18 protein-coding genes and 2 pseudogenes are annotated in these 23751 nt (G+C 58.7%); 5 read left to right on the forward strand and 15 right to left on the reverse strand.

Annotated elements, in window-relative coordinates; translation table 11 throughout:
- Positions 1-259 precede the first annotated feature (259 nt).
- The 3 genes and pseudogenes from J2J99_RS34755 to J2J99_RS25745 all read right to left on the reverse strand — a co-directional run bounded on the left by J2J99_RS34755 (position 260) and on the right by J2J99_RS25745 (position 4406).
- Positions 260-1404: pseudogene (locus J2J99_RS34755) on the reverse strand (3-hydroxyacyl-CoA dehydrogenase family protein).
- Positions 1405-1566: 162 nt separating this feature from the next.
- Positions 1567-3477, reverse strand: coding sequence for a potassium transporter Kup (locus J2J99_RS25740; RefSeq protein ID WP_425526066.1), 1911 nt, complete (start codon positions 3475-3477; stop codon positions 1567-1569).
- A 374-nt stretch (positions 3478-3851) separates the two neighbouring features.
- Entirely contained in the window at positions 3852-4406 is a 555-nt protein-coding gene (locus J2J99_RS25745; RefSeq protein ID WP_168301353.1) for an SH3 domain-containing protein, read from the reverse strand.
- Between the two features lie 12 nt (positions 4407-4418).
- Between J2J99_RS25745 and J2J99_RS25750 the strand changes: the two genes are divergently transcribed.
- A complete protein-coding gene (locus J2J99_RS25750; RefSeq protein ID WP_168301352.1) occupies positions 4419-4679 on the forward strand; it encodes a hypothetical protein in 261 nt (86 codons plus the stop codon).
- A gap of 67 nt (positions 4680-4746) precedes the next feature.
- On the opposite strand, the gene J2J99_RS25755 is transcribed toward J2J99_RS25750, so the two are convergent.
- The 5 genes from J2J99_RS25755 to J2J99_RS25775 form a co-directional block, all read right to left on the reverse strand.
- Entirely contained in the window at positions 4747-5976 is a 1230-nt protein-coding gene (locus J2J99_RS25755; protein WP_168301351.1) for an FAD-binding domain, read from the reverse strand.
- An 80-nt stretch (positions 5977-6056) separates the two neighbouring features.
- Positions 6057-6491: a hypothetical protein gene (locus J2J99_RS25760; protein ID WP_168301350.1), complete on the reverse strand. Its 435-nt coding sequence runs from the start codon at positions 6489-6491 to the stop codon at positions 6057-6059.
- A 139-nt stretch (positions 6492-6630) separates the two neighbouring features.
- A complete protein-coding gene (locus tag J2J99_RS25765) occupies positions 6631-6993 on the reverse strand; it encodes an invasion associated locus B family protein (RefSeq protein WP_246735437.1) in 363 nt (120 codons plus the stop codon).
- A 401-nt stretch (positions 6994-7394) separates the two neighbouring features.
- Entirely contained in the window at positions 7395-7862 is a 468-nt protein-coding gene (locus tag J2J99_RS25770; protein ID WP_168301349.1) for a MarR family winged helix-turn-helix transcriptional regulator, read from the reverse strand.
- 22 nt (positions 7863-7884) lie between these two features.
- Positions 7885-8370 (reverse strand): hypothetical protein, encoded by a 486-nt coding sequence (locus tag J2J99_RS25775; RefSeq protein ID WP_168301348.1) that lies wholly within the window; start codon positions 8368-8370, stop codon positions 7885-7887.
- 115 nt (positions 8371-8485) lie between these two features.
- Between J2J99_RS25775 and J2J99_RS25780 the strand changes: the two genes are divergently transcribed.
- Positions 8486-8746, forward strand: a complete 261-nt coding sequence (locus J2J99_RS25780) for a hypothetical protein (protein ID WP_168301347.1) — start codon at positions 8486-8488, stop codon at positions 8744-8746.
- 1117 nt (positions 8747-9863) lie between these two features.
- Here J2J99_RS25780 and J2J99_RS25785 read toward each other — a convergent pair.
- Positions 9864-10612: pseudogene (locus tag J2J99_RS25785) on the reverse strand (Crp/Fnr family transcriptional regulator); the annotation flags it as partial.
- Positions 10613-11207: 595 nt separating this feature from the next.
- Here J2J99_RS25785 and J2J99_RS25790 point away from each other — a divergent pair.
- Positions 11208-12575 carry an aspartate aminotransferase family protein gene (locus J2J99_RS25790; protein WP_168302471.1) on the forward strand — a complete coding sequence of 456 codons (1368 nt, stop codon included), beginning with the start codon at positions 11208-11210 and terminating at the stop codon, positions 12573-12575.
- 108 nt (positions 12576-12683) lie between these two features.
- Here the strand turns inward: J2J99_RS25790 and J2J99_RS25795 are convergent, their stop codons facing one another.
- From J2J99_RS25795 to J2J99_RS25820, 6 genes are all read right to left on the reverse strand, one after another.
- Entirely contained in the window at positions 12684-14333 is a 1650-nt protein-coding gene (locus tag J2J99_RS25795) for a GMC family oxidoreductase (RefSeq protein WP_168302145.1), read from the reverse strand.
- On the reverse strand, positions 14317-14964 hold the full coding sequence (locus J2J99_RS25800) for a gluconate 2-dehydrogenase subunit 3 family protein (RefSeq protein WP_168302144.1): 648 nt from the start codon (positions 14962-14964) through the stop codon (positions 14317-14319). The genes J2J99_RS25795 and J2J99_RS25800 overlap by 17 nt, the downstream gene beginning before the upstream one ends.
- A 4-nt stretch (positions 14965-14968) precedes the next feature.
- Positions 14969-15904 carry a hypothetical protein gene (locus J2J99_RS25805; RefSeq protein WP_168302143.1) on the reverse strand — a complete coding sequence of 312 codons (936 nt, stop codon included), beginning with the start codon at positions 15902-15904 and terminating at the stop codon, positions 14969-14971.
- Positions 15905-15914: 10 nt separating this feature from the next.
- On the reverse strand, positions 15915-16949 hold the full coding sequence (locus J2J99_RS25810; RefSeq protein WP_168302147.1) for an enolase C-terminal domain-like protein: 1035 nt from the start codon (positions 16947-16949) through the stop codon (positions 15915-15917).
- Between the two features lie 56 nt (positions 16950-17005).
- Positions 17006-18796 (reverse strand): thiamine pyrophosphate-requiring protein, encoded by a 1791-nt coding sequence (locus J2J99_RS25815; protein WP_168302142.1) that lies wholly within the window; start codon positions 18794-18796, stop codon positions 17006-17008.
- 119 nt (positions 18797-18915) lie between these two features.
- Positions 18916-20706: a glycoside hydrolase family 15 protein gene (locus tag J2J99_RS25820; RefSeq protein WP_168302141.1), complete on the reverse strand. Its 1791-nt coding sequence runs from the start codon at positions 20704-20706 to the stop codon at positions 18916-18918.
- Positions 20707-20868: 162 nt separating this feature from the next.
- On the opposite strand from J2J99_RS25820, the gene J2J99_RS25825 reads away from it, so the two are divergent.
- Together J2J99_RS25825 and J2J99_RS25830 are read left to right on the forward strand one after the other, a co-directional pair.
- Positions 20869-21924, forward strand: a complete 1056-nt coding sequence (locus J2J99_RS25825; protein ID WP_168302140.1) for an SDR family oxidoreductase — start codon at positions 20869-20871, stop codon at positions 21922-21924.
- Positions 21925-23086: 1162 nt separating this feature from the next.
- Positions 23087-23749: a cytochrome c3 family protein gene (locus J2J99_RS25830; protein WP_168302139.1), complete on the forward strand. Its 663-nt coding sequence runs from the start codon at positions 23087-23089 to the stop codon at positions 23747-23749.
- Positions 23750-23751 lie beyond the last annotated feature (2 nt).

Here is a 23751-nt window from a genome sequence, read left to right on the forward strand (position 1 = left end):
TTGTCCATTGGGTTCAAGAGATCGCGCCGCTGACTTGCGGTCAGAACAAGAGCAGTCCGAAATCAATGGGTTGGAAGGCTCCCGCTCCGCCGGCGCTAGGATGGCATCGGTTAGGATGGACAAACCGGGAGCCGCTCGCGGTTGGGCCGATCCAAGCCCGCAATACGCGGAGCATAAGAATTTTTGGTTGAGCCGTAGCAGAGTATGTTCCGCTGACCGAAGGTTGGTCCCCCTCTTGGTAGGCCTTGGGGTCGTGAGGTTAACGGCCTTCAGAGATTCCCATGTACATCGGGCCGCCGCGATGGCGCGGGAACCCGTAACCCGTCAGCATCACAACATCGATGTCAGGCGCACATTCGGCAATTCCCTCATCCAATATCGATTGCCCCTCTTGCTGCATAATCCGAAGAATGCGCTCCATGACCTCGTCGCCGGAGAAGTTTCTCGTTTTGCTGTCTGTTCGCGCCCGTTCCTCCTCGACGAGGCGCGCGACTACCGGATCTATTGTTTTTTCACCTGTACTGTAATCGTACCATCCTTTATTTGTCTTTCGCCCCAGGCGGCCCAATTCGCACAACCTGTCTGCGATACGCATGGCAGTCTCCGCGCCGTCTCCCGATGCTGGTGCCGCTTTGCGTTGCGCCCATGCGATATCTAGGCCGCTGAGATCCTGCACCTCGAAAATTCCCATTGCGAACCAAAGTCGCGCATGGCCGCATCAATTTGGTGCGGAAGCGCACCTTCGAGCAGCATACGATGGCAATCGCGTCTATAAGCGGCCATCATACTGTTGCCCATAAATCCGTGGCAAACACCCGCGACAACGGCAATTTTCTTCAGTCGTCTGGCGAGCGCCGCGCCCGTCGCCAGCGCTCTGCCGCCGGTCTTCTTTCCGCGAACGATTTCGAGAACTTTCATGACATGGGCTGGCGCAAAGAAATGCAGGCCTAACACGCGCGTTCGATCAGCGGCTATTGCGGAGAGATGATCCACATCAAGATAGGATGTGTTCGTGGCAAGCACCGCCTCGCGCGGCATGATCGCATCCAGGCGGGAAAATACCTCGGCCTTGACACTCATGTCTTCGCACACGGCCTCGATGACAAGCCCGCAGGAAACAAGCGCCTTGTCGTCGTCGGTCGCAACCAGTCTCGCGAGTGTCTCGTCTGCACTCTGGCGTGATATGACCTCGGCGAGGGAGGAGTTGGCAATGATGATCGCCAGGATAGCGGCAGCCATCAGAACAATGCCGCCGGACGCCTCGTTGTCGAGGAACTGACGTAGGGTGGACTGGATTCGCCCTCTGGCGATCGGCAAAGACACCGGGTCACGATCCCTGGTGGAAGATTGATCGAAGTCTCCGTCGATTTCGGGGGAACCCGCAGCGCACGCAGCACACGCCATATTGGCAAGCTAGACCATCAAATTCTTGAAATCCGCCGATTTCGGCAGGAAAATCATAGACATCGCCCTTCCTGGTGTTGGCCGAGACGATGCTGCTAGAGGTGCGGGCGCGGCGATGTCGCCGCTACGACGCGCCGTGGGCGTCTCAATCCCTCTTCGTCGTCAAATCGCGACCTGGATGCCGAGTTCGACGACACGGCCCGTCGGCAGGTGAAAGTATTCAGTGGCACTGCTGGCATTCTTGGCGAGTGCGATAAAAATTCGGTCCTGCCAGAAGGGCATTCCTTTTCTCGCGGAGGGGATGAGCGTTCGTCGGGAGAGGAAGAAACTGGTCGCCATGATGTCGAACTTCATGCCGAGCTTCTTGGCGAGCACGAGGGCGCGAGGAATATTTGGCGTTTCCATATAGCCGAAGGTTATGATCATGCGGCTGAAGCGAGGGTTGAAGCTTTCGAGGAAGATCTTGTCTTCGTCGGCGATGTAAGGCGAGGTGGAGGTCATTACGCCGAGGATGACATTCTGCTCGTGCAGCACTTTGTAATGCTTGAGACTGTGAAGCAGCGCCGTCGGCGCTCCCTCGATGTCGCTGGTCAGGAAGACGGCCGTGCCAGGCACCGTCGGCACCTGGCGTTGGGCGAGGCTGCCGAGGATCCCTTCGAGCGGCACTTCATCGGCCCGCGTCCGTTCTGCCAGCAGCTTTCGGCCCGAGACCCAGGTTTGCATCAGTACGGCGACGGTGCACGCAACCACGACGGGCACCCATCCCCCTTGGGCGAATTTTGCCGCATTAGCGATGAAGAAGCTGGTGTCGATGGCAAGCAGCGGAATCGTCACCGCGATTGTCGGCAGGAGGCTCCAGTGCCAGATGTTTCTCATGACGACGAACAGCAGCACCGCGGTGATAAGCATCTCACCGGTGACGGCAATGCCGTAAGCCGCCGAGAGGTTGCTGGAGCTGCGGAAGTTGATGACGAGGATCACCACTGCAACGAAAAGCAGCAGATTCACCTGCGGCATGAAGATCTGGCCCGCCTGCGTCTCCGACGTATGCCTGATGTCGAAGCGCGGCAGCAAATTGAGGTGCATCGCCTGTCGGATGAGGGAGTAGGCACCCGATATCACGGCTTGGCTTGCGATGACCGTCGCGAGCGTCGCAAGGATCACCATCGGCAGTTTCGCCCAGTCCGGCTGCATGCCGAAGAACGGATGAGCGACCTGTTCCGGATGAGTGAAGACGAAGGCGCCCTGGCCGAAATAGTTCAGCAGCAGGCAGGGAAAGACAAGCCCAAACCATGCCGTGATGATCGGACGGCGGCCAAAATGCCCGAGATCGACATAGAGTGCTTCCGCGCCGGTGACCGCGAGGAACACTGCGCCGAGAACGATGACGGCGATGCCTGAATGATTGAAGAGATAGCCGATTGCATGATGCGGGCTTATGGCGGCCAAAATGCCTGGATGCTCGGCAATATGGATGACGCCGGTAAGGCCGAGAACGAGAAACCACAAAGCGGTGATGGGGCCGAAGATCGCCGCGACACCTCCCGTGCCAAAGCGCTGAACGAAGAAGAGACCGGCAAGGATTGTCACCGTGACAGGTACGACCCAATTGGATAGCTGAGGTGCAACGACCTGCAAGCCTTCGACAGCCGAAAGCACGGAGATCGCCGGCGTGATGAGTGCATCGCCGAGGAAAAGTGAGGCGCCGATGACGCCGAGGATGAGAATCCATACGGGCCTACCGGCAGCGCTCTCTCGCGCGAGCGTCATGAGTGACAGCGTGCCGCCTTCTCCCCTATTGTCGGCACGCAGAACGAACCCCACGTATTTTATCGAGACGATGACAGTGAGCGCCCAGACGATCATCGACAAGAGGCCGAGGATCTGTGCTCCGTCTACCAGCCCTTCAGTCTGTCCCGACGCATGAAGCGCCTCGCGGAAGGCATAGAGCGGACTCGTACCGATGTCGCCATAGACCACGCCAAGCGCGCCGAGTACGAGCGCGGGAGCACTTTTGTGACCGGATCCATCTTCGAATTCCGTATCGTCAACCGGCATTTGCCTGGAGTTCAAATGATAGCTTTCTCTGTCAAAGGAAAATGTAGCATCCAGTAGTTGATGCAGTATCGCTGCGTCGTCGTTTTCCCCAACAATGTCCGGAGGCGCGGATGCGTGCAAGCGCAACGGCGATCGCTTCCGAGGCGGTCGGATGGGCAAGGCTATCACCTTGGATTGGATGATATGCTGCAGCAGGGCGCCAGCCGATGAAGAGACAAGCTTGCAATTCAATTCTGCTGGAAACCCGGCGTAAGCGTTGCGTTCCGCGGGAAAGCTGCGGGCCATTTCCAAGCATTGGCATTTGGCAAGATACAGTCGAGCCGCAAACAATCGGGCATTTCATTGCGGCCGGCCAAATCGAGGAGCTTGCGAAATGGATCGCCGATACCTCAAAGCAAGTCCTCCTTGGGATAAACGCCCCACAGAGACGACTTTTCGATGAAGCCGCTGATCTGATCCTTATCGACGCTCACGTCGCACCAGGAAAGCGAGCACGAAAGAACTCGAACGCGCACTCTCGGTTCAAGTTTGACTTCAACCGTGCTGCCGGCGCGCGCCTGTTCTCTCAAGGCCGCCATGTCCTTGAGCCAGGGGCCGACGATCGCTGTGCGGCGGTTCGAAAGCAGCGAACGATGCATCCATCCGGAAATGCCGTCGCAATCGCGAACCTGCCGCCAGTTCCCGTATTCCTCGGTAATCTCCAAAGGCAGGCCTGGCGCCTGATAGATCCATTTGACGGCGTATTCGAAGGCGGGACCGACACGCATGCGTGCCCGGTTCGCCTTCAGGGAAACGAATCGCGGGACCGGCAGACCGGTTTCGCGTCCTTTTGCTTCCCAACTCGAAGGAGCAGCCTGGAAGGACGCAGCATTTGAAGTGCTATGCGGTGAAACAATTGCTGCCAATGACACGAAGCATTTTATAATTATCTTGCGAAGGAGCATCGGTTCTCTGAAATGGCTTTGCATCGGAATGGATCAGGACGCGCAACGGTTCATATTCTGCTTTCCATGGCGAGCGGTGCCGAGCGGCTCCTAAAAACCGATGATTATCGGATCGATCAATTGACGATTGCGACGTTGCTCGCGTCGGCGGTTTCCAGTGTCCCCTACGCCAGGAATCGACGCCAGCGTAAACATGACAACGACATAGACGGCAAATGTCGCCGCAAGAAAAACGATCCGAGCCACGTCAATCCTCTCTATATCATGCCGTGATACTTTGCCGATGATTAGGATTTCTGTCAATTATGAACCTGAGATGAACAGACAGGCGCGACGCAAGCTAGCGCAATGAGCCTGGAGGTTGGTCAGCTCTCCCATTTTGCAACTGGCCGCGATCGTAGTGCGGGAGATCAAATTTGCTGCGCAATTGCCGGCCCAAAAGAAGATTTCCGACGAAAGGAAAGGTGAAGAGAGAACTTATGAGATTGCGCAAAGTGATTCCCAAAGCGGTTTGCGGCACGAAGGACGAGGCGAAACGCTGTGCGGCTCGTTGCTTGTCCAGCAGGTAGGGCTTCATGCGCGTTTCATATCGTGCAAGGCCGGCCAAGGGATGATTTTGGGCTCGCGCGAGTTCGCCGGCAAGCACATAGGCCTCGCTCATCGCTAATCCCGATCCTTCGCCGGCAAGCAGAGACACGCAGGCCGCCGCGTCGCCGACAAGAACAGTGCGGTCCTTGGTCCAACTGGGCATTTGGATCTGGCTGACGCGATCGAAATAGATCTCGGCTGCGTCATCCATTCGCTTCAATATTTGCGGACACTCCCAGCCGGTTTCGCTGAAGGCGTTTCGCAGCGCCGCTTTGCGTCCCTCGTGGGCGGGCGCGATGTCGGTCGCATCGGGATCCCTGTAAACAAAAAGAAAGAGTGTCCAGCCATCCCGCATGGAAAACCGGGAGACTTGCCTGCCGGGTTCAGCATGGCTGACATAGGCCAGCTCGTCGCGGAACGGATAGCCCTGCAGTTCGAAAACCGCAGCCTTGTAGCCAAGATAAGCCTCGAATTGTCTCTCCGACCCGAATTGCAGCTCCCGGACACGCGAATGGAGACCATCGGCGCCGACGACAATGTCGAACATGCGGTCGTCGTGATGGTCGAAGCTCACATGCACGCCGGCAGGGCCGTCGTCGATCATCGCAATGCTATCGTCAAAAATCGTTTCGACCTTGCCGTCGAGCGCTCTATAAATTGTGGCCGCCAGATCGCTGCGCCTCAAGCTGACAAAGCGTCCCTCGAGCGTTCGTCGTATTGTATCGGTGGGAAATCCACCTCGCTGCCGTCCGTCGCTACCGACGAAACGCACTTGCTCGACCTCGTATCCAAGTGCGTGAAGTCGAGGCAGGATTCCCATCATCGACGCCACCTCATATCCCGGCCCCCAGAAGTCAATGATATACCCCCCGGACCGCAGAGACGAAGCCCGCTCGATCAGCACGGGCTCATGGCCGTAGCGATAGAGCCAATAGGCCAGTGTCGGTCCGGCAATTCCGGCTCCGTTGATCGCTATTTTCATCCGATGGCCACCCCCATGCGATCTCGGACGCAATATGCGGTATTGTCAGTCCTCGAATTTCAGATTGCGGGATTACGACGTCACTCCGACATGCCCGGCCGCTCATTTTTTGCAAAGGTGCCGCCTTGAGCGGGAATCTCCTTCATAGTGGCGAGCGTGTCGACGCAACGATCGACGGCGTCCGCACCTGGCTTTTTCACGCCGGCTATGGTGATCCATCCGCCCTTTTCGATAAAGCGATCACGTTCCCAGTATGACGCCGACTTCAGAGCGTTCAGGTTTTCTATGGCGTTGGCTGATGATACGAAGTTGTGAACGCAGATCTCCGCGACAAGCGCTGCGCGGGCATTTCGCGCTGCTATATCGGCCATGACGGAAGCGCGGCCAACGGGCAGCCATCCACCCCAGGTGAATCCGATGAACATGGTCAGCGCCGACGAGCCGATCATGGACCACGCCCAGGCACGCTTGCTTGGCCGATGGTCCCGCCATCCGCCCGGTTGCGTTTCGCTCATGCGGCTTCCTCAAAGTCAATATATCACGAGATGATATAATGGCTGGGGAGAACACGTCAACTTTTTAAAGACAGGGCACTTTCCCGGACGTATTCGGCGAAATCGCAGACCTACCGTTGATCCCGCCGAACTTGGTGATTTATCGCGATCCGCATGCATCGACGGCATTCATCGCCGCGGTAAATCCGTCCAGCGAGAAACTGTAGCTTGTGTTGGTGCCGCGTCGAGAGGTTGCCTTCAGAACCATCTCCGCGCCGGCGCGCATGGCTTCCACCAGTTCCGGCTCGCGCGCTTCGTTCTGCATCCAGGCGCTATCGCCCCTGGTGAACAACCAGAAGGTCTTGTCACCGATTTCCAGTTGGACCCTCGTATCTGGTTTCAGCTGATATCCAAAACGCGCCTGGGGCTCATACTTCACCTTGTCGCCGCCGGGTGCGACGATGAAATAGTTGCCGCCGTGATCAACGTTTGCCGGCTCTGACTGAATGGGTACCGTCAGCATATAGCAGACATTCTTTCCACCCCGAAGGATAGGAGAATACATTCCAGTCATCAGACTTCTTGATCAAGTTGGGCTGGGCAAGGGAGGCGGACGCGGTGAGTACGACGATCGCGAAGGAAGGGAATATGGTTTTCATGTTTAGCTGTTCCGGCGGCCGCTGGTTATTGAGATTGTCGTTCTCAGACCGGCTGGGCGACAGGCGCATCCAAGGCCGAAAGGGTAAACGCGGGCTTAACAGGCGAGCTAAATTTTTAGCATCACGGGCGGCGTTGATCCGTTAGTCTGGCCGGCAGAAGTGGATGCGAAGCCAAGCAATAACCGCCAAGTTCGGTTGCTCTTGCTGAGGCGGTTTGGCATCGAGCCGAGGGTGACAGACTTACCTCGGCCCTCAGGTGATCCGATCAGCCGAGCAGCGCCAAGCTGCGCAGCATTGTTAGCGATTCCGCGAGCAATGGCTCATTAGCGAGCATTCCCTCCAAATGGACTTTCGCCAGCGCCTCGACCAAAGTTTTTCCCTCCGATGTAAGGGTAATGAAAACACTGCGTTTGTCTTCCACAGATGGGATGCGTTGCGCGAGACCGGCCGAAGCCAACCGGTCGACGAGTTGAACCGCACCGTTATGCTGCAGCAGCATCTGCTCGGCAAGCGTTCCCATCGTGATCATCGTGCCAACCTTGATCACCAGCAAAGCCTGATATTGCTGGGAGGTGACCCGTGCAGCAGAAAGGGCAGTTTCACTGAAAGAGAGAAACCGCCTCCTCGCCAGCCTCATTCCCGCCAGCCCTTCGTAAACGCGCTGGTCGAGATCAGGCGTTTGGGCGGATATCCCGCTGTCTTCTGCGAACCTGGCGGCTTTTGCGGAACTCATTCGATAAAGTCCTTTATTCATATCATGGCATGATATAGTCTGCGGGTCGAAGCCCCCCTGGGATGTCCATGGGCGGATAACTGGTGGGGCCAGTTGTGTGGTGTTCACGGAACAATTTTCGATGAGAAACAAGGGCATTTAATGGCACCTTCGATGAGAGCAACTGGGCACGCGCAGATGGCAGTTTGACGATTGCGGTCAAACTTGACTCGGGCGGCTTTCCGTCCGGCATCCTGTAAAAAGTTACCAGTTTCAGACCGCTCGTGATGGGAGACCGGTAGCGAATGTTTTCAGCCAGAACGACGGACGACCTCGTCCTGGAGATCAACGAGATCGCCGACAGATTTGGGCTAACCGGCAGGATTTCAACAGATACCGGAACCTCGGCCTCATACTGGTCGTGGTTGAAGCCGGATCGAATCAGCATGATGGAATAACGCGGTTGACATGCCAGTTCGGCAACCGCGTCTGGCAGGCGGTGGTGGGGGGTGACAAGCGGATCGTGCATGAGGAAATCAGATATTTGCGGGGGGAGCTTTCGAGGGCGTCGAGTGCCTCGATGTAGTGCCGTACGCTGGCGGATGGAATTCTTTTTCGCCAACAGGCAGAGTGGGAGGAGGCTGATGGCAACGATGATTGGCGCTACGTCTTTGCTCTTCTCTCTTGTAGCGTTCGGCGGTCACCGGGAGGTTCTTGTGGCGCAGGCGAAAATCGTTGACTGTGCCGAGGCGGCGGAGGAAATCCTGGCGAACAACGGTGGGCGTCTGCTGTCGATCCGCCCTCACGACGACCGATGCACGATTGTGGTGCTCGTCACGAAGGAGGGCGAACGGCCTCGAAAGGTGATCTTTCGAGTTCCCGAGGCTCCTCCTGAGACGAAATAGGGACCGACTTTCAGGCTAGACACGGCGAACCGATGGTACGGGGGAGGCGCCATAGCAAGGCGATATATATTCGTTGTCTTTGCGACCGCGATGATAATGTTCATGGCAGTGCTGGTGGTTGCCTTTGCGTTGCGCAAATACGCTCCAGTCATAGCAAACACATACGAGATGCGGCGTGAGGGGGATGGGCTTCTATTCAAAACGAATAGAGGCTTTTATCCGGTCAAGGCCGAAACAGTCAGCCATGGAGTTAAGTCTAAGGAGAAATTGGTCGATCTTGGTGCTCATGTCAGGCCGTAGGCGGTGATTGAGGCTGCGAACCTCTGTTTCGAGTACCGGGCACACGTTGTGTTTATCGAAGTTGCGTTACCGTCGGGATTCGTCCGCTTCTGACTTCTGGAAGCAGCGGCACCTCCTTCTGGCAACTGGCCGGCGGACCTCTCTGAAGGGACGGAAAGATCTCGATTTCATGACGAAGACAACAAGCGCAAGATGTCTCCTGAAAAACGATGCCCTGATTGTCTTCACGGCTAGAGATAGTCGGCGGATCCGCAATAAGGAGGAAGATCCTAAAGATGATCGTTGCGGTCGCCGTCATGGGCGCTGAAAGGGTTATCTCTCTTCGAGGCGTGAAGATCGCTTCGGAAAACTGGCCCGCCGAAGCATTCCCCCCGCTGAGGCGGGCCTCTTTTTGTTGCCTGAGCGTTAACCGGCGTAGGGCCGGTGGCCATGGGCGTAGCCATGAAGGTGCCCGGACTACGGCTACAAACACGACCCGGCACGATCTATGGGTAATTATCTATCGCCTATGGAAAACCATTGCCGTTTGCCGGCAGTTGAGTGGTGATGGCATGTTCTCTAAGAGCTGGGGAGTAAGGGCTTTATGATCCTGTCCCAGGAATTTCAAACTCAGACCGTTTTGATGAAGCCGAAGTGGCCCTCAGCCAAAGGGTCTTCGATCACGTCGTCGTCTCGGTGAAGACAGATCACCTCGGATCCGCAGCGCCAGGACCTCGCCTCTCGGATTATTCAGTCGTATCAACACGGCGTGAAGGATGAGGATAGTTTGTTGAGGCTGTTTATCGATTATCGACCGTAGATCCGGACCACGTACTCCACGCCCCTTCAATCTTGCCGGCCTTGCATCGTCTGACGACGGGGACCCAAGAAGCCGTTCGTACTCGGCTTCCGGAGCGCCGTAACAACCATCTGCAACATCGAGCAGAATCTGGCGGTCCATAATCTTGACGTTCCCTCGCGTCGACTTGATGGCGCGCATGCCCTCCAGGATATGCAGATGGTCTGTGACCCCGGATCGCCTCACGCCAAGCATCAACGCCAAAAACTCGTGAGTAACAGGCATATCGTCCACGAGAAGACGGTCATGGCACATAAGCAGCCATCTCGCGAGGCGCGCTGATGCATGTTGTATCGGCCCGCCGCTAAAGCCGAGTAAGCCAGTTGCAGTTCCCGCGTATGAACGTAGCGGAGAAAGATCAGACGAGTTGCTTCGTCGCGCAAAAGCGGCAGGAAGCGGCTGGTGGGCAGTTCTAGGCCGACCCCTGAAATCTGCATGAAAGCGCGGTTTGGCATCCGATCGACGCCGAGCACCACCGGATATCCGCTCATCCCCTCGTATCCAATCTGACCTACCTCGATGCCTATTCCGTTCGAAGCCACGGCCACCATTGAAGCCAGGCCGCTCTCGATAAAACAAACGTGCTCAATTGGTCGATTAGGTTCAACAAGCGGGCGGCGGAATAGAAGATCAACGCGCTTCAGGTCTGATGCGATAAGATCGAACGCCTCCTCTGGAAGCCTTCGCAGCAACTTGTTCCTGGTATCTGTTTGCGCGATTTTTGTCACAGCGTCGCCTCCGTATGACTGCGTTGGCATACGTCATCTGCCGATCCAGACCCATTCGCCCTCTTAAACGCCCGAGCGAGGCAATCGATGCCGTCTTAATCCCAATTGCTAATATGCTCCACCCCAGCGGAACCTGCCTGTGAAAACTTGGTTTGGCGACAAAATGCAGGGAATGCCACCTGTGTCAGCTTCGCCTGGAAAAAGCCTCGTTCTCAGTCGCCAACGTGCAGGTGATTGCCAGACGCGGGAACGACCGGAGATGGGGAGTGCAGGCCGTTGCCCACCTATTATTTTTTACATCAAACACACTGATTACGTCGTGCCCGACCCAGACGGTGAGACATTCCTGGACTTGGACGCAGCAAGAGAAGAGGCCGGCGAAGCACTCAGAGGACTGGTTCCCAGCGCCATCTTATCCAATCAGGCGGAACTCCCGCAGGGTCGGCCGATAATGCAGGCTGACGCTGCTTCCGTCCGTGACGGAGCCAGCCTCAGCGAAGGCGGCTCTACATCTCGCAAAAACCAAATACAGCCTCGCAAGCCGCAGGCCTGGCGAGAACGTGCGCACTATACCTTATTCCGTCGGAGACCTCACATGTCCAATTTCACCCGCGCGCTCCATGCTGGCGACATCGCCTTTCATCTCCACAGCTACACCAACGCCAGAGCGCATGAGGAAGCTGGCCCGCTGGCCATCGAGCGCGGCGAGGGGGTGTTCGTCTACGACACTGATGGGCGCCGCTACATCGAAGCGATGGCGGGGCTCTGGAGCGTCGCGCTCGGCTTCGACGAGCCTCGGCTCGTCGAGGCAGCGATCGAGCAGATGCGCAAGCTGCCCTTCTATCACACCTTCACCCACAAGACGCATCAGCCAGCCATCGAGCTTGCCGAGAAGCTCATCTCGCTGGCACCGGTACCGATGAGCAAGGTCCATTTCACCAATTCCGGATCGGAAGCCAACGACACCGTGGTGAAGATGGTGCGCTACTACAACAACGCCCGCGACCTGCCGCGAAAGAAAAAAATCATATCCCGTATCGGCGCTTATCACGGCGTCACCGTGGCCGCCGCAAGCCTGACCGGCCTGCCGAACAACCATCGCGCTTTCGACCTGCCATTGCCGAACATCCTCCATACGCTCTGCCCGCATTACTATCGGTTTGCGGAAGCAGGAGAAACGGAAACCGCCTTTATTGATCGGCTTGCCCGAGAGTTCGAAGCCCTGATCGAACGCGAAGGACCAGACACAGTGGCCGCATTTATCGGCGAGCCAGTCATGGCGGCGGGTGGAGTGATCGTTCCGCCGACCGGTTACTGGAGCAGAATCCAGGAGATCTGCCGAAGATACGATATCCTCCTGGTGGCCGATGAGGTCGTCTGCGGGTTCGGGCGAACCGGCTCCATGTTCGGCTGTACCACGTTTGGCATCGAACCGGACATTATGGTGCTTTCCAAGCAACTGTCGTCGTCCTATCAGCCGCTTGCCGCCGTGCTCATCAATGACAAGGTCTATCAGCAGGTAGCCAGCCAAAGTGCTGCTATCGGCACGTTCGGACACGGTTTCACAGCGAGCGGCCATCCCGTGGCAACGGCGGTGGCACTTGAAAATATCAGGCTGATCGAAGAACGCGGTCTGGTGGAGAATGCAAAGAGGATGGGGAAGCGGCTGCTCTCGGGCCTCTCGCGCTATGCCGATCACTCCCTCGTTGGTGAAATCCGCGGGATCGGCTTTATTGCGGCGGTCGAACTCGTGGCGGACAAGTCAACGAAGGCGCGCTTCGATCCCGCCGGCCGCGTCGGAGCATATTTCAACGCCTGCTGCCAGTCTCATGGGATGATTGTCCGCAACATCGGCGACAGCATCGCTTTTTGTCCGCCGTTGATCGCAAAGGAGGGCCATGTTGATCAAATTCTCGATTGCTTTAGCAAGGCGCTGGAAGACACGGATCGGTGGACGCGCTGATATCTCGCTCACCTGCCGCCGGAAAAGGGGAATCGGCCAAGTAAGTGGCGCCCGTGGCTGTGCTATCATGCCAACGTACGGTCGAAGCGAGTAATCTTTGTTGATGGATCAAAGCTCACCGCGCGCTGCAATTTGCTTGATCCTGTCGGCGGTGCGGCAGGCGATTGCCTGAATCGTCAGCGACGGATTGGCGCCGCCGACGGTGGGGAAGACTGAGCCGTCGCAGATCCAGAGATTGGGCATGTCCCAGCTGCGGCAGTCAACGTTCACCACGCTCGATCGCTGATCATCTCCCATGCGCGCGGTGCCATTCAGATGGCAGGTATCGTCCATTTCCTCCCAGATATCCTGCACGTCAGCGGCTTCGAGTGCATTGCCCATGAAATCCAGGGCGTGACGGATGAGGCGTTTGTCGTTGTCGCAGTAGGAATAGGTGACGCGGGCGATCGGCAGGCCGTAGCGGTCGCGCTCTTCGGCGAGGGTGACGCGATTGCGCTCCTGCGGCAGGCATTCGCCCACGATTTTCAGACCAACCTGATGGTTGAAGTCCTCCATCGCGTCGATCAGAGCCGGGCCCCACATGCCTTGGGCGGCAAGGGTGTTGGCCCAGCCGATCGGCAGTGGACCCTGGCTCATGTAGCAATAGCCACCGAAGAATTCCTTGCCGATATCGGTATAGTTCCAGTGTTCGGTGATCGCCAGCGACGGCGGTGCCTTGTAGGATCGCACCTCCTGATCCATGCGGCCCCAGACGGCCTGATTGGATTGCACCATCAGGTTCTTGCCGACGAGACCGGAACTGTTGGCGAGGCCGTCCGGAAACATCGGGCTCGCCGAATTGAGCAGCAATCGCGGGGTCTCGATCGCATAGCCGGCCACAACGACATTATGGGCTTTTTGGAAATGCCAGTTGCCTTGCCGATGATAGTGCAGCCCCGTCGCCCGGCCATTTCCATCATGTTCGATCCGCCCGACCATGGCGAGGTCGCGGATTTCCGCGCCTGCCGCCAACGCCCGAGGCAACCAGGTAACGAGCACGCTCTGCTTGGCATTGGTGGCGCAGCCGATGACGCACATGCCGCGATAGACGCAAGGATGCGCCAATCCTCGCGGCGCCGAGAGCGTGGCGAGCGGTGTCGGGGACCAGTCGATGCCCATCGCTTCCGCGCCTTTGGCAAGAACCAGAGCCGCCGCGTTCAGCTCATGCGGGCGATACGGGTAGCGCGGCCGGTGCGGTCCCCAAGGATAACGGACCGGGCCGGAAATGCAGAGCGCCTGCTCAACTTCATCATAGTAGCTCCACATTTCCCGCCAGTCGAGCGGCCAGTCGGCGCCATAGCCGAGGAGGCTGCGCGCCTTGAACCATTCGGGCCGGAAACGCAGCGATACCATGGCAAAATGCACGGTCGAGCCCCCTACCGCCTTGCCGGAATTGTTGGCGCCGAGCTGCAGCGGATCGTCACCGTCGACCAGCCGTTCGTCGGTCCAGAAAAGTTTCGACTGGTGGCTTTCGTCCGACGCGAAATCCTCGAGCGGCCTGAAATACGGCCCGGCATCGATAGCGACGACGGAAAAGCCGTGCTCGGCCAGTCGGCAGGCGAGGGTGCCGCCGCCGGCTCCGGTGCCGACAATGGCGAAATCGACGGCCTCGTCGTTGTCATATTGGCGCATCGGTACCCATGCGCCTTGGCGGAAGACGTCGGGTGCGCGTCCGTTCGTCGCGCGCGGCGTGACTTCGGGATCATCGCTGGCGGGCATTTTTTCGTCTCGCCTGCATCTCTTGGCCGGCCGTGGCTTCGGCTGCCTCCCAAGGGTCCCGACGATCAAAACCGAGCCGCACATAGCCTCGGGGACTGGCGGGACCGCCGAAGCCGATCTCGTTCCATGCTGCCGGAAAGGCGTAGTAGGTGCTGACTAGATCGTGCAGCACGCGCTTGGCGAAGAATTGCCTGGCCGGCATGTCGCCCCAGAGGGGAGATGTGGTCGTACCCTTCGCGATGTCGTCAAGCAGCGCCTGATGCTGGGCACCGATAAGGCTGATGAAGTCTTCTCCATGGCGAAGACGTGCTTCGTCCTGCAATGCGTCCAGACCGCGTTCCCATGCTTCGCGAAAGGTGGGGAGCCGCACGTCGCGATAGCCTTCCGAAGCATCCTTGCCGATCTTTCCGGCGATCACAGCTGCGAGCGGAATGGCTTTCCTCCGACGCGCGTCTTGCGGCAGGATGCATTCGCAAAGTGCGGTCAGCGTGTTCCATCGGGTTTCCGTCAGGGCGCCTCTATCGTCCGGCGCCTGCGCCAAACGTTGGTCGATCACCGCGCGCGTCTTGTCGTTCCATGAGACGCCGTCGCGTTTGGCCATCACGTCATACCCCGGGTAGCGATCCGTCATCGACCTATTCCTTCTCGCGCAGGCGCAATGCCGCCAGGCCAGCCAGAGCCAGGCCGGTGAAGCTGGGCGGGGCAGGAATCGGCGGGCCATTGAGGAGGTTCTGCGTCCAGTTGCGCCAGCCGCCCATGGCGCGGGAGACGCCGTAGACGTGAAAGCCGGATCCGGCAAAGCCGAGTATCGCGGTCAGCCGAAGCGCCCAACGGGCAAGGCGAAGCTGCAGAGCCGGAGCGCGGCCGACGCATTGCACCAGTAATAGACCAGCGGCAGGGGGAATGCTGACCGGGAGATACATTGCCGGATTCTGAAACGATCCACGAAAGTGCAGCAAGGCAGCCTCTGCCACAGTACCCCAGATGCCAATAGTGCAAAATGCACTCAGGAATTTTCCCGCTGGGCGCTGCATGATTTTCGCTATCTCGCCCGGGCTTGTGCCGCGCACGATCTCGGCGCAGCGGCCAAGCGCGCCTGCGAGAGCCAAGGCTGCCGGCGCACCCACTGGCGCCGAATAAAAGAGATTGAGCCATGAAAGTCCGCCAGGCCGCTTCAGCACGTTATAAGCGTGGAAACCGAGACCCGCGAGCCCGATCAAGCCGGCGGTCGCATAGACTGAGTCTCGCACGGGATGCCGCTTAGCCTTCGGGCTAGCAATGCCGGACAGACTAGCGCCCAGCGTTAGCGCCGAGACGACCAACGGTGTGTACATGACGCGATTGTGGAAACTACCGCGATAATGCTCCAAGGCACTGTCGCACAGCACCGAGAGCGAGAGGATGGCTGCCGCGCCATTCAACTGCCGGCCAATATCGAGGAAATCGCTGTCGGGCAGTCTGATGGTCGAAGTGCTGACTGCGAGACGGGCGAGTGTTTCGAGCGTTCCGAGATCTGAAATTAAGGCGTCCAAGCCACTAGTGTCCTCAACCTTGCGTACGGCGAGTGACATTCTCTCCTCCCTAGATCCTGTACTTCTCGGCATCGCGGGCTTTGAACTGAAGCCCGTTGCCGGGCCGGCTCAGATCAGGCTTGATGGCGCCGTCCTCAGGCTTTGGTGCGCCATCGAACAGAATCTCTTCGATCCGCACATGATCGTGGAACCACTCGATATGGCGGAGGCCGGGTAGGGCGCATGCGACGTCCAGATGCGCGCACGGTCCACAATGACAAGAGATGTCAATGTGATAGGTCTCGGCCAGCGCGGCAATCCTCAGAAAGCCGGTTATGCCGCCGCAGCGCGTGGCGTCCGCCTGGAGAATGTCGACTGCACCGGCGCTCAACAGGCGTCGAGCATCGTCGAGGGTGAAGACATACTCGCCGGCTGCCACTTCCATGGATGGCGGTATCGACTGGCGCACGAAGCGCAGGCCCGCTTCATCGTCCGATGACACCGGTTCTTCGAACCACCGCACATCATATTGGCGGATCGCCTCGGCAAAACGCACTGATTGAGCCGGCTTGAAAGCACCATTGGCGTCGATGAACAGTTCCGCGTCTCCGATAGTTGAGCGGGCGGCGAGGATGCGGTGCGGATCGCGCTCGGGCTCGGCGCCGATCTTCATCTTGACGAACCGGCAACCGTTGTCATGGACCCAGCGGGAGAATTGCTGGCAGAGCACGTCGTCCGAGTAGGTGGTGAAGCCGCCGCTGCCATAGATCGGCACTAGATCTCGTACTTGGCCGAGCAGTTGGCATAAAGATGTATTCAGCAGCCTCGCCTTCAGGTCCCACAAAGCGAGATCGATGGCGGAGATCGCGCAGGCGGCAATCCCCGAGCGGCCGGAATTTCGGACCTGCCGCAACAGGCGCTGTCCGATATGGTCTATATCGAGGGCGTTGCTGCCGACGACAGTGGCCTTCAGGGTGTCGTTGATCAGGTGTGCGGCGGATGCGTCCACGTAGCTGTAGCCGGTTCCCACGGTCTTGCCGGCATGCAGGTTGACGACGATCATCGTCGTGGCGTTCCATTCGAATGTGCCGTCGCCTTCCGGCATGTCCGTTGGAATGCGATAGACAGCACATTCGAGGTTGTCGATCAGCGCCTCGGCGATCACTTGTCGCCTCCGCCGGGCAGCAGCGCGCCCAACAATTGCCTGGCGGTTCCGGTGACAATTCCGCCCTCATGCGAGTCGCCCTTCACCAGCGCTTCCGTGAGGTGTTGCATCTGGGCGAAGGTGATGTGCGGCGGCAGGGGAGGCACTTCTGGATCGGTCTTGAATTCGATTACGACAGGCCGATCGGCAGCGAGAGCCTTGTCCCATGCCGCGCCGACACCGTCGGGATGGTCGACATAGATGCCCTTCAGCCCGATCAGTTCGGCAAAGCGATGATACGGCACGTTCGGGATGCGCTGCGAGGCGTCGAATTTCGGATCGCCTTCCATCACCCGCTGCTCCCACGTCACTTGGTTCAGATCTTCATTGTTGAAGACTCCAATGACGAAATGCGGCGTGGACCATGTCTTCCAATATTTGGCGACGGTGATCAGTTCCGCCATGTTGTTCATCTGCATAGCGCCGTCGCCCACGAGACCGATGACCGGACGGTCGGGATAGGCGAATTTGGCCGCGATCGCATAGGGCACGCAGGCGCCCATGGAGGCGAGGCCGCCTGACAGCGAGGCGCTCATGCCGCGTCTAATCTTGATGTCCCGGGCATACCAATTGGCGCAGGAACCGGAATCGCTGGTGAGGATGCAGCCCTCTGGAAGACGCGGCGACAATTCCCAGGTGACCCGTTGCGGATTGATCGGATTGGCCTCCGCCTGCGCCCGGTCGTCGAGCGTCTTCCACCATTCCTTGATCTCTGCGGCGATTTCCTTGCGCCAATGATCCTTCTTCTGTTCGAGCAGCGGTAGAAGCGCCTTCAGCGTCTCGGTGGCGTCGCCGACGAGGTTGACGTCCATCGGATAGCGCAGCGAAAGCATGTTGGGATTGATGTCGATCTGCACCGCTTTCGCCTGACCTTCCTCGGGCAGGAATTCGGAATAGGGGAAACCCGAACCGATCATCAGCAGCGTGTCGCAGCCGGTCATCAGCTTCCATGAGGGATTGGTGCCCAGCATGCCGATCGATCCGGTGACCCACGGCAGATCGTCCGGCAGGACTGCCTTACCAAGCAGCGCCTTGGCTGCACCTGCTCCGAGGCGATCGGCAACCGCAATCACCTCGTCCGTCGCGCCCAGCGCACCGGCGCCGACCAGGATCGCGATCTTCTTGCCGGCATTGAGAATATCTGCCGCCTGTTGCAGGTCGTCTGCATGGGGAATGGTTTTCGGCGGCTTGAATCCGATCCCGGAATGAATCGTGCCGTGCAGACGCGGTGGCTCTTCATAGGGCATTTCCTGTAAGTCGTTGGGTAGGACGAGAGCAGTGACGGTCTTGTTGGCTAGCGCAATCCTGACGGCGCGGTCGACCAGATGCCTGACCTGTGCCGGAGCGCTCGCCTGATGGACGAAATCGCCGGCTACATCCTTGAAAAGGGAGACGAGATCCACTTCCTGCTGATAGTGGCCGCCGATGGCCGTCCGCGCCTGCTGGCCGGTGATGGCAAGCACAGGTTGGTGATCCAGCCTGGCATCGTAAAGGCCGGTGACCAGATGCGAGGCGCCGGGGCCGGAAGTTGCAATGCAGACCCCGAGTTCTCCGGTGAATTTCGCATGCGCGGATGCCATGAAGGCGGCCATTTCTTCATGACGCGCCTGAATGAATTCCAAACTGCCGTTCGCCCGATTGAGCGCCCCGAAGATACCGTTGATGCCATCGCCGGGGTAACCGAAAATCCTGCGCACACCCCAGTCGTGCAGACGCTTAACGATGAAATCACCCACAGTCATGGACATGACGGTTCTCCACGGATTCTGGTCGATGGCTATTCAGGTTGAAACTAACGGGCCACCGCATGGTTCCCGGCGGCGGCTGTGCAAAACGCCGCAGCGCATGTTTCAAGTGCGTACTGTCACTACTTCGAGCGGTCTTTGGCGGGCCCGCGGTGCTTGACAAGGTTGTAGGCGCTATTGATCAGGGCGAGATGCGAAAAAGCCTGCGGGAAATTGCCGACCTGACGTGCGGATCCGACGTCATATTCCTCGGCAAGCAGCCCCACATCGTTACAGAGCGTGAGCAGCCGTTCGAAGAGATCGCGCGCATCATCCTGCCGTCCGAGCAGGACATAGCTATCCACCAGCCAGAAACTGCATGCTAGGAAGACGCCCTGGCCGGCGGGAAGATCATCAGAACCTCGACCGTCTTCATAGCGCAGCAGAAGGCCGTGACGCATCAGCCGCTGCTCGACCATTCGGACGGTGCCGATCACGCGGGGATCGTCAGGCGGAAGGAAGCCAACGAGCGGAAGCAGCAGCAGGCTCGCATCCAACACGGATGAGCCATAGGATTGGACGAAAGAGCCAAGGTCCCGGTTGTAACCGTGTTCGCAAACCTGCCGATGGATGTCATCGCGGACATGCCGCCATTCATCCGCGGGCCCCTCAACCCCAAACTCCTCGATCATGCGGATTGCCCGGTCGAAGGCGACCCAAGTCATGACCTTGGAATGGGTGAAATGGCGTTTTGCGCCCCGGACTTCCCAAATACCGCTGTCGGGCTGGTTCCGGACTTTGGCGAGATGGTTTACGAGAGCCCGCTCGACTGGCCAAGTGGCTTCATCCGGTGATAATCCGGCCTTGCGCGCCACATAAAGCGTATCCAACAACTCGCCGAAGACGTCGAGCTGCAATTGCGTCGAGGCATGATTGCCGATGCGCACTGGTGTCGAGCCTTCATAACCTGCAAGCCATGGAATTTCATATTCTGTCAGCCGCCGCTCGCCGCCGACACCGTACATGATCTGCAAATTATCGGGATCCCCAGCGACGGCCCGCAGCAGCCAATCGCGCCACTGGCGTGCCTCCTCCAGAAAGCCGCCATTGATCAAGGCGTAGATGGTGAACGTCGCGTCCCGAAGCCAGCAGAAGCGGTAATCCCAGTTTCTCGGGCCGCCGATCAGTTCGGGTAGCGATGTGGTCGCGGCAGCGACAATGCCACCGGTTTCTCGATGCGTCAGTGCTTTCAAGGTTAGAAGGGATCGAATGACGGGTCCGGACCAGGTTGCCACCGGCTTGAACCGCGATGCCCATTCCTCCCATGCATTCTGTTCCAGCTGCGGCACCCGCTTCGGGTCAAGAGCGTCCGGCAACGGACGGAAGGACAGAGTCCAACTCATCGCAAAACAATGTTCTTCGCCGGCGCGTATATCGAACCTGCCGATCGTCCGCATATCCTGACCGCGCAGGGGCACGGAAGAATCGAGGATGATCCTGTCGGGTCCGGAGACAAATTCGAGCCTTCCGTCTTCATTTCTGGAAGCCCAGGGGATGGTCCGGCCATAGTCAAAGCGCAGCACGATCTCCGTTTGCATCTCGACCGAGCCGCTCAGGCCTTTGACGACACGCACCAGATCGGTAACGCCGTCGCGGCGCGATAGGGCATCAACGATTTGAACGCTTCCGGTTTTCGTTTCGAAGGTCGTCTCGAGAACGAGGCTGTTACCGCGGTAGCGGCGTGTGGAAGTTGCCTCCGTCGCGGTGGGCGCGATTAGCCAGCGCCCATTGTCCCTGCTGCCGAGGAGGGCGGTAAAGCAGGCCGCACTGTCGAAACGTGGCAGGCAAAGCCAGTCGATCGAGCCATTCCGACCAACGAGCGCCATGGTTTCACAGTTTCCGATGACGGCAAAGTCCTCGATGCGTGACGCCATTCCGGTTCTCCAATCCACTGACGCCAGTCGAGCCCCGTCGGCTCGAGCCAGGCTCCGATGTAACGCTGTAAAACCTGCATCTGATCCCGACGCGCGAACTTATCCCGCCGAAGCCGGTTAATTGCTCGAGCAATCACGAGAAAAATAGTACTGGAGAGCGCTATGGGGAACGTTGGATCAGAAGTCGTCATGATCACCGGAGCGACCGCGGGCGTGGGCCGCGCCACGGCGCGCGCTTTTGCCCGTCGCGGTGCAAGGATCGGTTTGATCGCCAGGGGTATGGATGGCCTGAAGGCGACGAAGCGCGAGGTGGAGGAGCTCGGCGGTGAGGCCATCGCCCTATCTTGCGACGTCGCCGACGCGGCAGCTATCGAGGACGCGGCTCGCGAAGTGGAAGCCGCGTTCGGACCGATCGATATCTGGATCAATATGGCGTTCGCAGGTGTCATGGCGCCGTTCCTCGAAATGTCGCTCCAGGACTACAAGCGTGTGACTGAGGTCACGTATCTTGGCCAAGTACATGGCACGATGGCGGCGCTGAAGCGCATGCTGCCGCGCAATCGCGGCACGATCGTGCTTGTCGGATCGGCACTTGCCTATCGCGGCATTCCGCTGCAGTCGGCCTATTGCGGCGCTAAACACGCGATCCAGGGATTTCAGGATTCGCTGCGCGCCGAGTTGATTCATGCCGGGAGCAAAGTGCATGTCTCGATGGTTCAATTGCCGGGAGCGAACACGCCGCAATTCGACTGGATCAAAACCACGCTGCCGCGAAAACCCAAGCCCGCCAGCGCGCCCTACCAGCCTGAAGTGGCGGCCGACGCCATCTATTATGCCGCCCATGCGCGGCGCAAGTCGGTCATGGTGGGCTTTCCGACCGTCCAGGCGATCTGGGGCGATCGTCTATTCTCTTCTTTCCTCGACCATTATCTGGCCTGGACCGGCTTCAAGGGGCAGCAGGACCGCGAGATGATCGAACCGGGAAGGCAGAACAATCTCTACCGCCCGGTGTCGGGCGATCACGGCGCACACGGCCGCTTCGACGACATCGCTCGCAACCATTCTTGGCAGCTTTTCTTTAACAAGAACCGCATGGTGCTGGGCGCCGGTCTGGCTCTGATGGCCGCCATCGCGCTCGGTTATGTCGGCCGGCAACCGTCGCGCGGTCGCCTGCCGATGCGACGCTCATCCGGACTTTTTGAGAGATGGTTGCGCTAGTGTTGCCAGATGCTCAGTTGCGGGCAAAGGATTTGAACCGCACACATCGCAGATAATTGGCTTCTAAGGGCCGGTGATAAAACCCGACCTCGACCGGCAAAGTGGTCTGGAGCGTTGTTTTGCTAGGCGGCGGTCAAGCCACGCCGATGACATATGTATTAAACAGCAAGTTGTTCCTGGTGATCATCACGGCCATCACTTATGGAGACGCCTGTCAGCGACGAGCTCGTGGCATGCGCGCTTCCTAATCTTCATCCCCTTCGAAGAGTCGCGCAAATGCTTTAATAGGACCCACCTGCCGCAGAAGCCCGGCTGAGTCTCGAGCTCGAAACTTTGACAGTATCGCCCACCCGATCTGCGCCAAGACGCGCGAAATTCACCCGACCGATCGCGCTTTGCGACGCGTCCAGTCGAACGATGATCAGGTCTGATCCGATTTCACTTCACGATACTGCCGTCAATGGATCTACTGATCGGCCGAGGGTTACCGGGGTGGAAAATAAGGCCGTATCCGACCGCGACGACAACGACGATTGCGAGAAGCGCGAGGACGTAGGTAATCATTCCTCGGCGTGCGTTATTACCTGTTTCCATATCAAGAAGAGGTGGGCCGCGCGGCGCCAAGATCAAGCGTGATCAATTGTTGTTGTTCACAAGTCGGGCCTAGTCACCGCCATCCTCGCAAATTGTGTTTTCGCCGAACCTCGTGCGCAGGCCCGCCAGGCTTTCAGCGCTCCTGCGGCAATGAAGACGGCATTCCTCCCAGCGAGCACTGCGGGAATGCGTTCGCCTCTTGCTAGAGACGTTCATCGCTCTATGTCATCGCGTGATATAAATCCGCGTTGGGCTACTTGTCTATCGGACAGCTGCGGAGAAGGACATGTCGCAACTTCGCCAGTCAACAGAGAGGCTCTCCGTTTGCCGATCACCTCCGGCGCCGGAGGTTTTGATCGAAAGGCCTGCTGATGCGGCACCCTTCCCGACGACTTCTGTCCGCCGGTGCATGTTGAGCGCCGAACCTTGTTTGGCAGCCTTCAAAGGACATTTTTCTCGAATGGCTGTTACCGATCCGGAACAAAACTGGCCGTTATTGGTTCGGGCGGCCGGTCGGCTTGTCGTCGACGATCGGAATCAGCGACGCTGACCAGTCGGGAGGTGCGGAATGGCCCAGATCTTCACCGCCTCGGCAGACACCCGGCTGCGCGCGTTGATCATGGCCGCACTGGGGGTTTTTGTTTTCACGATCACCGGCGCTTACACATTTGTCGGTGCCGGCCATTCCGTCGGATGGGTGCGCGACCAGCCGGTCCCGTTTAGTCATCAACATCATGTCGGGGGGCTAGGGCTTGATTGTCGCTATTGCCACACTTCCGTCGAGACAAGCAGCCGCGCCGGCCTGCCAGCTACGCATATCTGCATGACCTGTCACTCCCAGATCTGGACCAACGCCGAGATCCTGGCGCCGGTCCGCCAGAGCCTTGCTTCCGGTAAGCCGATACCTTGGCGACGCGTCTCCCGTCTGCCGGACTACGTCTATTTCAATCACGCGGCCCACATCACCAAAGGCGTTCCCTGCGTCACCTGCCACGGCCGTGTCGACCAGATGCCGCTGATGGCGCCTGCGCATTCTTTTCAGATGGGCTGGTGTCTCGACTGCCATCGAAATCCGCTACCGCAGCTTCGCCCTCCGGCAGACGTGACGAGGATGGACTGGACCGATTGGAACCCCGACGCCTCATCCAAAGAAGAGATTGCAAGGGTCGCCACGGCTGTGAAGTCGCTTCATCCCGATACGCTCACTGACTGCAACACTTGCCATAGGTAGAG

Origin of the sequence: Rhizobium binae (genome assembly GCF_017357225.1) — a bacterium.
Classification (GTDB): Bacteria; Pseudomonadota; Alphaproteobacteria; order Rhizobiales; family Rhizobiaceae; genus Rhizobium; species Rhizobium binae.